Raw genomic sequence first — 10,669 nt, 5'->3', positions numbered from 1 at the left:
GGAGGTGCCGAACCCCAGGGTGTCGACCCCCGGGGCGCCGAACCCCGGTGCCACCGAGCCGCGGGGCGCTGAACCCCCCGGTGTGCCGAGCCGCGGAGCGCTGAACCGGGGAGCGCTGAGGCACGGGTCGCTGGACCCCAGGGCCGCCGAACCCAGGGCCGCCGGAACCAGGGCGCTGAACCGCGGGGACACCGAACCTACCGACACCGTGGGCGGCGACAGCGCGGGCCGCGCCGTCATGCCCGAACCCCGGCGCCACCGAACCTGGCAGCGCGGATCTCCGGCGATACAGAACCCGGCGATGTAGAACCTGGCGAGGCCGGGCCAGCCTGCGTGTGCACGGGCCCTACGGGGCGGGACGGGGTGGCGCGGTGGGAACGAGCCGGTACGCCGCCGCAGAAGCCCAGCCGCGCCCCGAGTGAGGCAGATCAGATCGACCGGCACCCGGCTCCGTGCGCGCGTGTTTCACGTGGAACACCGTGCGGACGGTCGGGTGCCCACCGGCGCCGAACCGCCCGCCCGCGGCGCGCATGCCGTCGCCCCGCGGTGCCGGCTGAGCGTGACCTCGGCGACCGCCGGACGCGCCCACGTCCCACGAGGCCGGTTCTCGGTCGTCGTCCTGCTGGAGCGGAACCGGTCGTGGTGCGCATCCGACCGGTCCTCCCCCGGCCTCGACGCGCCGGCACAGAAAGTGCAGCAGCGGTGCGAGATCGCGGTCTGCCGGTGGGCGTCGGACACCGGCACTCGGTGGTGCGCGCCGTGCGTCCCGGCGTCGCCCGAGACCCGTCCTCCTCCGGGATCGCTCGGCGGTCCTCCGGGGATGCCCGCCCGACACCGATGCGACGGCCCCTGCTGCACGCCGGCTTCGGCCGTGCCCGGGTGGGCGGGACGGATCCACCCGCTGGGCGACTCCGTCACGGTGATGCGTGCTGCCTGGCAGCTCGACGCCACCCACGGCTCCCCCGGTGAGCGCGATCGAGCCCCGCGGCGAGTGGACGACGATCCCTCCGGTGCACGGCGCGAAGGGCATCGGGCCGGTGGAGCCCCGAGCGTCGACGCGACCGTGACCGACGCCGCCGTCTTGCGGGTCCCGCTCCGGGCGACCGGTCCTGTCGCCCGGCGTGCTCGGCCGATGTTCCACGGGAAACCACACGGCTGTGGTTCCACGTGGAACATCGCTCAGCCCTGTCGGGCCGCCGCGCGCTCGACGAGCGCCAGGTAGACCGTCGCGAGATCGGAACCGTCCGCGGCCACCGCGGTCGGGAGGAGCGAGGTGTCGGTCAGGCCCGGCGACACGTTCATCTCCAGGACGTGCACATGACCGTCGGCGTCGACGATCGCATCGGTGCGCGACACGTCACGCATGCCCAGCAGTCGATGTGCGGCCAGGGCAGTGTCGGCCAGCGTGTCGAGGATGTCCGACTGCAGCCGTGCCGGGCAGTGGAACGTGGCCGCACCGGGCGTGTAGCGGGACGTGTAGTCGTAGAACCCGGACTGCACCTCCACCTCCACCGCGGGCAGCGCGCGGGGTTCCTCGCGGTCGTGGACGACCGACACCGCGACCTCGGTCCCGGCGACGAACTGCTCCACGAGCACCGTCTCCGCGTAGGCGAAGCAGCTGACCATCGCGGCCGGGAGGTCCGCCGCGTTCCGGACTACCTGCACGCCGAGCGCCGAGCCGCCCTGGTCCGGCTTCAGCACCAGCGGTAGCCCCAGCCGGTCGACGATCGCGCCGAGCACACCCTGGGCGCCCAGCTCCCGGAAGGTCGAGTGCGGCAGGGCGACCCAGTCGGGCGTGGACAGGCCCGCTCGGACGAGCTCGGCCTTCACGCTCGGCTTGTCCCACGCCCGCCGGCACGCCCCGGACGGAGTCCCGACGAACGGGATGCCCAGCAGCTCCAGCACCTGCTGCACCGCGCCGTTCTCCCCCTCGCCGCCGTGCAGTGCGACGGCGACCGCGTCCGGCCGGTCGGTCGACAACCGCTCCAGCAGGCGCGCGTCGACGTCCCACTCGCGGACGTCGACACCGTTCGCGCGCAGCGCGCCCGCCAGTCGACGACCGGATCGCAGGGACACCTCACGCTCGTGGGACAGGCCTCCGGCCAGCACGGCCACCGTTCGATCGCTCACGCGGGCATTCTGCGCCATCAACGGGAACGCCCCGGACCGGGAGCCGGTCCGGGGCGTTCCACGTGAAACATCGCCGTCGTGGGACGGCGTCAGGTGGTGTCCGGCGACGGGCTCTGGGTGCCCCGGCTCAGCTCGGGGCGGACCGGCGTCCCGAAGGTCCGCACGACCTCCATCTCGGCCTCCAGGACCGCCGCGAGCCGCCGCACTCCCTCGGTGATGCGCTCGGGCGTCGGGAAGCAGAACGACAGCCGCAGCTGCCGGCTGCCGAACCCGTCGGCGTAGAAGCCGGTGCCGGACGCGTACGCGACCCGCGCGGTCACCGCGCGGGGCAGCATCGCCTTCGTGTCGACGCCCTCCGGCACGGTCAGCCACACGAAGAACCCGCCGTCGGGGACGTTCCAGGTGCAGCCCTCGGGCAGGTACGTCTCCAGCGCGGCCAACATCGCGTCGCGGCGCTCGCGGTAGTTCTCGCTGAACGTCTTGATCTGGCTGCGCCAGTCGTGGTGCGACAGGTAGCGCGACACCAGCATCTGCGTGAACGACGGCGGGCACAGCGTCGCCGACTCCGCGGCCAGCACCAGCCGGTCCCGCACCAGCGGCGGCACCAGCGCCCAGCCGACCCGCAGCCCGGACGCGAACGTCTTCGAGAACGACCCCAGGTACAGCACGTCCGGGTCGTAGGAACGCAGCGCCGGGTGCACCTCGCCGTCGAAGCCGAGCATCCCGTACGGGTTGTCCTCGACGACCATGACGCCGTAGCGGCGGCACAGCTCCAGGATCCGCGGCCTGCGCTCGTGCGCGAGCGTCACGCCGGCCGGGTTGTGGAAGTTCGGGATCGTGTAGAGGAACTTCGGGACGACGCCCTGCCGGGCCAGGGACTCCAGCGCCTCGTGCAGCAGCTCCGGGACCAGCCCGTGCTCGTCCATCGCGACGTGCACGACCCGCGCCTGGTAGGCGGCGAAGCTGCCCAGCGCGCCGACGTAGGACGGCCCCTCGGCCAGGACGACGTCACCCGGGTCGACGAAGATCCGGGTCAGCAGGTCGAGGGCCATCTGCGAGCCGACGGTGACGACGACGTCGTTCGGGTCGGCCTCGATGCCCTCCTCGCGCATGACCTCGCAGATCTGCTCGCGCAGCTGCGGGACGCCCTGGGCGGAGCCGTACTGCAGCGCGGACATGCCGTCCACGTCGACCAGCTCGGCCACCTCGCGGGCGAGGGACTGCAGGGGCAGCGCCGCCAGGTTCGGCATGCCGCCGGCCAGCGAGACGACCTCGGGGCGGCTCGCGACGGCGAACAGCGCCCGGATCTCCGACGCCGTCATCCCGGCGGTGCGGGTCGCGAAACGCTCGGTGGGGGCGAGCGGGACCACGGCCCCCTCCCCTGCCGCCGCTGCTGCCGCGGCCGCGGGACGGCGGACGTCGGGCTGCTGCGGGCGGTCGGGCAGGGTCATCGCGTGCTCCTCTGCGAAGGGAAGGACCCGCCGAGTGTAACCGCGACGGGTGATCGGCCCGCCCTTCGTCGTGACGTTCGTACCGGTGAGCACTCTCGGGGTGACGGGATCGCGGAAATCCACCTACTCTCGGGCTGCGCGGGTCACCGGACCCGGGGGTGGCCAGGGGGACGGCCGCTCCGGCGCCGGGGTCGGGACCACGCCCCGGACGGGCCGGACCGCGCAGCAGCGCGTGCAGCGCGTGACGACGACATCCGGAGGTCGGTTTCCGTGTCCTGGCATGTTGCCGCGCTCAACCTCGACAACCTCGGCGATCTGCCGAAGCGGTGTCGGAACTGCGTCTACTGGGAGCTCTCGCCCCAGCTGGCGGAGCAGGCCGAGGGGTACGGCACGACCGACCTGGAGAAGGAGGCCTGGCTGTCCGAGGTGCTCCTCGAGTGGGGTTCCTGCGGCCGGGTCGTCTACGTCGGCGGTGCCCCGGCGGGGTACGTGCTGTTCGCGCCGCCGGCGTCGGTCCCCCGCGCCACCGAGATGCCGACCGGCCCGGTCAGCGCCGACGCCGTCCTGCTGACCACGATGCAGGTGGCTCCGGAGTTCTCCGGCGAGGGGCTGGGCCGGGCGCTCGCCCAGGCCGTCGTGAAGGACCTGACCCGGCGCGGGGTGAAGGCCGTGGAGGCGTTCGGCGACGCCCGCCCCGGCACCGAGTCCGACTGCGTCGTCCCCGCGGACTTCCTGCGCTCGGTCGGTTTCAAGACCGTCCGCCCGCACCACCGCTGGCCGCGGCTGCGGATGGAGCTGCGCTCGGGGCTGGAGTGGAAGTCCGACGTCGAGGCCGCGCTCGAACAGCTGTTCAACACGGTGACCATCCCGATGCAGAGCGCGGCGCCGCGTCCGACGGCGACACCGGCCCGTGCGGGGTCCTGCCGACTGTCGTTCACGCCACCCACAGGGACGATCTGAGGGCGCTCTGAGCGGGCCGTGAGCGGCCTGCCGGGCTCGGCCCCGAGTGGACGGGGCCGAGCCGGGTTCTGCAGGTCGTGGCGGGCCTCAGACGGCCCGGATCTCGTCCCGGGTGTACTCACGGGCCAGCACGTCGTTGAAGGTGAACGTGCCGGTGGGCTGGTCGTCCTGCCCGAGCAGGTAGAGCCGCTTGACGGCGACGAGGATGCCCTCGGCGACGACGTCACGGAAGCCGGGGTCGAGCAGCTTGCGGCGGTCCCCGAGATGCGTCAGGTACCCGACCTCGACGCGGACGGCCGGCATCCGGGTCCGGCGCACCAGCTCCCAGGTGCACGTCTGGCTACGGCAGTCGAGCATCGAGGTCCGGGTGAGCAGCTCGCGCTGGATCAGCCCGGCGAGCGCCTCGCCGACATTGGACGTGGTGCCCGACCCGTTGCCGAAGTAGTAGGTCGCCAGACCCTGCGCGTGCGGGCTGAAGCTCGCGTCGGTGTGCAGCGACACGACCAGGTCCGCGCCGACGTCGTTGGCGAACTGCGCGCGCTCGCTGTCCGGCGGGTTGCCGTTCTCCGGGCGGGAGAGCAGGGCCTCCATCCCGGTGGCCGACATGCGGCCGACGACCCGGCGGGCGAGGTCCCACATCAGGTCGGCCTCGGTGACCCCGCCGACGTCGACGCCGCGGTCGTGTCCGCCGTGGCCCGGGTCGATGACGATCCGCTTGCCACGCATCCGCGGCCCGGCACGGCGCAGCAGCTCCTGCTCACGCAGCAGGTGCGGACGACCGCCGGTGACCTTGCGGCCGAGCTGGCGCAGTGCGCGCAGCGTCTCCGGCCCGCAGACACCGTCGGGGGTCATGCCGTAGTCCCGCTGGAAGCGGATCAGGGCCTGCTCGGTCTGCTGGTCGAACAGCCCGCTCGGCCGGCCCGGGTTGTACCCGAGCTCGAGCAGGCGTTCCTGCAGGTGAGCGACGTCGTCGCCGGTGGTGGGGGTGGAGAGCGTGAACGACAGCATCCGGTCGCCCAGGCTCCATCCCGCCTCCCGCAGCGCGCGGGCGGTGTCCGGGCCGACGATGCCGTCGGTGATCAGGCCACGGCCCTGCTGGAACATGCGGACGGCGCGGTCCACGCCGTCGTCGAACATGTCCTGGGCGCGCGAGCCCGGCGGCACCGCCGGGAGCAGACCGAGCTGTCCCAGCGTCGTCCGGATCTCGCGTACGGCCGGACCGCAGTCCCCGCGCCGGAGCAGCTGCATGCACCCCTCGCTCGCAGTCGTGAGGCGCCGTGCGACGCCCGTGATGGGTCGGTTTCGCCCGGTGACCGGACGCGTGCCGGACTCATTGTGCCCTGCCCGACCCCCGGAGGAGTGCAGCGGGGCGGATACGCGCGTGTCCCGGTTGTGATCAACCGGGACACGCAGCGTGATGTCTGTGCGCTATACGGCGCACGGAGTGTGATCAGATGTGGTCGGCGAGATCGGCGAGCAGCGCCGCCTTCGGCTTCGCGCCCACGATCTGCTTCACCGGCTTGCCGCCGGAGAACAGGATCATCGTCGGGACCGACATGACCTGGTAGTCGCGAGCGACCTCCGGGTTGGCGTCGATGTCGAGCTTGGCGACGGTCAGCTTCTCGGAGTTCTCGCCGGCGATCTCGTCCAGCACCGGGGCGACCATCTTGCACGGGCCGCACCAGGTGGCCCAGAAGTCGACCAGGACGGGCTTGTCGCTCTTCAGGACGTCCTGGTCGAACGAGCTGCTGGTGACGTCGACGGTGTTGTTGCCCATGGGGTTCTCCTTCGGTCGCGGATGCGGGTCTGGTGGGTGCCGGTGGGCGGTCAGTGCGCGGCGTCGGCGACGGCGGCCGCCGGGGCGGTCTCCTCCGAGCCGTAGCTGCCACCGACCAGCTCGGAGCTGACCTCGTGGCCGGCCAGCCAGCGCTCGGCGTCGATCGCGGCCGAGCAGCCGGAGCCGGCGGCGGTGATCGCCTGGCGGTAGGTGTGGTCGACGAGGTCGCCACAGGCGAAGACGCCCGGGACGTTCGTGTAGGTGGTACGTCCGTCCACCTTCACGTACCCCTCGTCGTCGACGTCGACCTGGCCCGCGACCAGCGCGCTGCGCGGGTCGTGGCCGATCGCGACGAACATGCCGGTGACGTCGAGCGTGCTGGTCTCACCGGTCACGGTGTCGCGCAGCTGCAGCTGCTTGACCGAGCCCTCGCCGGTCACCGCGGTGACCTCGGAGTTGGTACGCCAGCGCATCTTCGGGTCGTTCTTCGCGCGCTCGTACATGATCTTCGAGGCACGGAACTCGTCGCGACGGTGGATGACCGTGACGGTCTCGGCGAAGCGGGTGAGGAAGGTGGCCTCCTCCATCGCCGAGTCGCCACCGCCGATGACGGCGATGTTCTGGTCGCGGAAGAAGAAGCCGTCGCAGGTGGCGCACGAGCTGACACCGCGGCCGAGGAGCTCCTGCTCGCCGGGGACGTGCAGGTAGCGGGGGGCGGCACCCATCGCGAGGATCACCGCACGGGCCCGGAAGGTCTCCTTCCCGACCCGCACCTCCTTGACGTCGCCGTCGAGGCGGACCTCGTCGACGTCCTGCGGGCGCAGGTCGGCGCCGAAGCGCTCCGCCTGGCCGCGCATCTGCTGCATGAGCTCGGGGCCCATGATCCCCTCGGTGAAGCCCGGGTAGTTCTCCACCTCGGTCGTGGTCATCAGGGCGCCGCCGAACTGGCTGCCCTCGAACACGAGCGGGGCGAGCTGGGCCCGCGCGGCGTACACCGCGGCGGTGTAGCCGGCCGGCCCGGACCCGATGATGATCAGGTTGTGCACCGTGTCGTCGGTGGTCACCGGTACCGATCCCTCCTGGCGCGCCCGCGAGACGGGCGCGATGACGGGGCCTGCGGGTGCCGGCCCTGCTGGCCGGCTCCTGCGTCGTGGCTGCCGTATGGCTCGAACGCGATCCTAGACAGGGGCATTCCCGCCCGTCGGTCCCGCCGAACGTGGCCAGGGTGACGCGGGCGTCGCCGGTGCCCTGCCGGGTCAGCCGGTGGTGGTCTCGGCGAGCACCCGTGCGGAGCCCGGCCCGCAGTCCGGTGGTACGACGACGAGCCGGTAGCGGCCCCGTTCCGGTGCGCCGAGGACCAGCAGGACCGCCGGACGGCCGTCCACGGCGTGCGGGCGGGCCGCCAGGAACGGCGCGTCCGGCCGGGCGGCGCCGGCAGCGGTGAGGCAGGCGCGGACCCGGGCGGGGTCGTCGAGCGCACCGACGGGTGCCGCCGCGCCCGCGGCGGCGGACCGGAGCTCCTCCGGCGCGGTCCCGGCGACCGGGACGACCTCCGGGACCGTGGGGGCGAGCGCGGCCGCACCGGCGACGGAGACGACGACCGCCGCCGCGGCGACGGCGAGCGCCCGCCAGGGGGTGCCCCGGAGGCTGTGGGCGGCGCTGCGTCCGGCGGTCCTCAGCGGGCCGCTCCCGCCTACCGGGAGCGCGTGGGAGTGCGGTCCGGTGGCGCTCCCCGACGCCTCCGCGACGAGCCGTGCCCGCATCCGCGCCGCCACGTCGTCCGGCATCGCCACCGGGCCGAGCTCCCGGGCCACCCGGGCTCCGACCTCGACGAGGTCTTCCTCGTCGACATGACACGAAGCAGGTGCTGCGTGGTTGTCGTCGTTCTGACGATTGGCGCGGCCCTCATTGTCGTCGAACCGGTGAGAACTACTCATCCCTCGTCCTCCCGCAACACAGGGGCCAGCCGGGCCCGTGCGCGGGCCCGGCGGCTCTTCACCGTCCCGGGCGCCACGGCCAGCATCTCCGCCGCCTCCGCGACGCCGTAGCCGAGGCCGTCCACGAGCACCAGGGCCGCCCGCTGGTCCGCCGGCAGCAGGGCCAGCGCGTCGGAGACGGCGAGCCGCACCACGAGCCCGCCCGCGTGGTCCCGGGCCGCGACGACGGCCTCCAGCGTCCGCAGCCGGTCCCTCCGCCGTCCGGCCGCGCGGAGCCGGTCGACGCAGTCGTTCACGAGGATCCGGTGCAGCCACGTCCCCGTCGCCGCATCACCACGGAACCCGGGCGAGCGGAGCGCGGACAGGAACGCCTCCTGCACCGCGTCCTCGGCCTCGGCCCGGTCGCCGAGCATCCGCAGGGCCACCGACCAGAGCCGGTCGGCATACCTCCGGAACATCTCGTCCAGATCGGGCTGGGCCCGGTCCGGGATCCGGTCGACGGTCGTCACCCGCGCACGGTAGGCAGCGCGACGGAGTGCCCACGGGCGTTGCCGGGCCGGTCCGTCGCGATCGCGAACGGGTCGGCTCAGGGGGCGGTGCGGCGGAAGGTGACGTCGTCGATCTGGGTCTGGTTGTTCGGACCCAGGTTCGTGATCCACAGCAGCACGTGCTGGGTGGGGCGGCTCGGGTCGAGCTCCACCGTCGTCCGTCCCGTGGACAGGGTGACGGTGTCGAGCAGCGTCGTGTCCGCCAGCGTCGGCGCGGCGGACGGGGCCGAGCGGACCTGCACGACCGCGCCCGCGGTCGGCGAGTCGATGGTGAGCCCGGTGAGCGGTTCGGCGGCGCCGAACGAGGCCAGCACACCGATCCCGGGCTTGAGCGCCGGGAAGGGCTGGAAGTAGCGGCTCGTGCTCCACACGGTGGAGGGGTCGCCGTCGACGACGTTGCCGACGGTGCCGGCGTTGTCCGCGTCGCCGACCGGGTCGAACACCGTCGCCGACACGCCCTGCACCGCGACGCCCGTCCCCGACGTCGCGGCCGGGCCCTGCGGGGCGGGCACCTGCTGCTGCACCGGTGCGCTCGCCGCGGGCGGGATCACGACCGGCGGGGTGCCACCGCCACCGAACAACATGCCCAGCTGCACGGCCACCCACCCGAGCAGGGCCAGCACACCGACGGCGAGCACTCCGAGACCGATCCGCAGGTTGCGGCGGCGCCGGGGGTCGTTGCGGGTGTCGGGCAGCCGGTCGGAGTCCTGCCACACGTCGTCCGGCTCGGCGGGGGCGCCGTCGTGCACCGGCGGGAAGAACGCCTGGTCGGCGTCCTCCGCGACGACGTCCGCCAGCATCCGGTGCATCGCCGCGGCGGTGTGCACCCGGCTGACGCCGTCGCCCTGGCCGAGCGCTCCGCTGCACAGCGTGTCCAGCTCCAGCGGCACCCCGGGGCGCAGCTGCGACGCCGGGCGCAGCCGGCCCGCGGGCGTGCGGTCGGCGGCGACGAGCCCGGCCCGGGCGGCGTCGGACACCGACAGCGGCCAGCGCCGGGTGAGCAGGCAGTAGAGGATCCCGCCGAGCCCGCGGACGTCGTCGGCGGCGGACACCGACGGGCGGGGGAGCAGGAAGGCCAGCATGGCGCGGCCGTCCGGGGTGATCCGGACCCGCTGCGGGTGGTCGCAGCCGAGGACCAGGCCCTGCTGGTGGGCCTCGGTGGCGGCGGCCGACAGGGTCTCGACGGCCTTCGCGGCCCGCTGCGCGCGGACCGGGCCCTCGGCCACGGTCTCGGCCAGCGACCGCCCGGGCACCCACTCGGCGACGGCGGCGCCCAGGACGTCGGCCGGCAGGCCGTGCGTGCCCGGGGCCAGGACGTCGAGCAGCCGGGCACTGCCGGAGTGCTCGAAGCAGCCCGAGCGCAGGGCGCGCACGATCATCTCGCCGGCGCGGGCGGTGCCCTCGGGGTCGTCGGAACGGTCGTCTGCGGGCAGCCTGCGCAGCAGCGTGACGCCGACGGGACGGCGCAGCACGGTGTCCTCGGCGCGCCAGAACTCCGCCCCGGCGGCCGGGTCGGACCCGATCCGCTGGCGGAGCACGTAGCGCTCGGTGAGCGGCGAACCCGCCGTCGTGCTCGCGGTCTCGCGGACGGCCGGGATGCGCTCGGTGGGCCGGGCCTGGGCCGGAACGGCGGGAACGGCGGCCGTCGGCTGTTCGTCCGCGGGCGCCCCGGCGGTCCCGGGCGCGTCGGCGGTCGCCGCGGCGTCGACGGGGTCGAGCGACGGGTGCGGACGAGGTGCCACGTCGTCCTCGACGGGGTGGGGGCCGGTCCGGGCAGTGCGCTCGCCGATCTGCCCGCTCAACGGCCTCGCCCTCCCCTGGCGCTCGGTGTCGTGTCCGGCGTCAGCCTACGGCACTCGGTCGGAT

The 10,669-nt window shown here is 73.9% G+C and carries 9 protein-coding genes; 1 reads left to right on the top strand and 8 read right to left on the bottom strand.

Annotated elements, in window-relative coordinates:
• Window positions 1–1,179 precede the first annotated feature (1,179 nt).
• Both Ae505Ps2_RS06980 and Ae505Ps2_RS06975 read right to left on the bottom strand, forming a co-directional pair.
• A complete protein-coding gene (locus tag Ae505Ps2_RS06980; protein ID WP_075309293.1) occupies window positions 1,180–2,130 on the bottom strand; it encodes a D-alanine--D-alanine ligase in 951 nt (316 codons plus the stop codon).
• Window positions 2,131–2,219: 89 nt separating this feature from the next.
• The gene (locus Ae505Ps2_RS06975; protein ID WP_233147687.1) at window positions 2,220–3,581 is read right to left on the bottom strand and encodes a PLP-dependent aminotransferase family protein; all 1,362 of its coding nucleotides are present in this window, start codon (window positions 3,579–3,581) and stop codon (window positions 2,220–2,222) included.
• Window positions 3,582–3,851: 270 nt separating this feature from the next.
• Here Ae505Ps2_RS06975 and Ae505Ps2_RS06970 point away from each other — a divergent pair, with 270 nt between their 5' ends.
• Window positions 3,852–4,541: a GNAT family N-acetyltransferase gene (locus tag Ae505Ps2_RS06970; RefSeq protein WP_075309295.1), complete on the top strand. Its 690-nt coding sequence runs from the start codon at window positions 3,852–3,854 to the stop codon at window positions 4,539–4,541.
• Window positions 4,542–4,628: 87 nt separating this feature from the next.
• Here Ae505Ps2_RS06970 and Ae505Ps2_RS06965 read toward each other — a convergent pair whose 3' ends face one another.
• From Ae505Ps2_RS06965 to Ae505Ps2_RS06940, 6 genes are all read right to left on the bottom strand, one after another.
• Complete coding sequence (locus Ae505Ps2_RS06965; RefSeq protein WP_075309297.1) at window positions 4,629–5,789, bottom strand: N-acetylmuramoyl-L-alanine amidase; 1,161 nt, start codon at window positions 5,787–5,789, stop codon at window positions 4,629–4,631.
• 202 nt (window positions 5,790–5,991) lie between these two features.
• Window positions 5,992–6,318 (bottom strand): thioredoxin, encoded by a 327-nt coding sequence (gene trxA / locus Ae505Ps2_RS06960; protein ID WP_020622767.1) that lies wholly within the window; start codon window positions 6,316–6,318, stop codon window positions 5,992–5,994.
• A gap of 50 nt (window positions 6,319–6,368) precedes the next feature.
• The gene (trxB, locus tag Ae505Ps2_RS06955) at window positions 6,369–7,382 is read right to left on the bottom strand and encodes a thioredoxin-disulfide reductase (protein ID WP_075553505.1); all 1,014 of its coding nucleotides are present in this window, start codon (window positions 7,380–7,382) and stop codon (window positions 6,369–6,371) included.
• Window positions 7,383–7,574: 192 nt separating this feature from the next.
• On the bottom strand, window positions 7,575–8,255 hold the full coding sequence (locus Ae505Ps2_RS06950; RefSeq protein ID WP_139318880.1) for a hypothetical protein: 681 nt from the start codon (window positions 8,253–8,255) through the stop codon (window positions 7,575–7,577).
• On the bottom strand, window positions 8,252–8,764 hold the full coding sequence (locus Ae505Ps2_RS06945; protein WP_020622546.1) for a sigma-70 family RNA polymerase sigma factor: 513 nt from the start codon (window positions 8,762–8,764) through the stop codon (window positions 8,252–8,254). The genes Ae505Ps2_RS06950 and Ae505Ps2_RS06945 overlap by 4 nt, the downstream gene beginning before the upstream one ends.
• 77 nt (window positions 8,765–8,841) lie before the next feature.
• Window positions 8,842–10,605, bottom strand: coding sequence for a protein kinase family protein (locus tag Ae505Ps2_RS06940; protein ID WP_075309303.1), 1,764 nt, complete (start codon window positions 10,603–10,605; stop codon window positions 8,842–8,844).
• Window positions 10,606–10,669 lie beyond the last annotated feature (64 nt).

It is taken from the genome of Pseudonocardia sp. Ae505_Ps2, assembly GCF_001932425.1.
Classification (GTDB): domain Bacteria; phylum Actinomycetota; class Actinomycetes; order Mycobacteriales; family Pseudonocardiaceae; genus Pseudonocardia.
This window is presented reverse-complemented; position numbering and strand designations above follow the sequence as displayed.

What these genes read in the sequence shown, in the direction of transcription:
- Ae505Ps2_RS06975 (WP_233147687.1), bottom strand. Translation starts at nt 3,581, where the DNA reads ATGACCCTGCCCGACCGCCCGCAGCAGCCCGACGTCCGCCGTCCCGCG.
- Ae505Ps2_RS06965 (WP_075309297.1), bottom strand. Translation starts at nt 5,789, where the DNA reads ATGCAGCTGCTCCGGCGCGGGGACTGCGGTCCGGCCGTACGCGAGATC.
- trxA (WP_020622767.1), bottom strand. Translation starts at nt 6,318, where the DNA reads ATGGGCAACAACACCGTCGACGTCACCAGCAGCTCGTTCGACCAGGAC.
- Ae505Ps2_RS06950 (WP_139318880.1), bottom strand. Translation starts at nt 8,255, where the DNA reads ATGAGTAGTTCTCACCGGTTCGACGACAATGAGGGCCGCGCCAATCGT.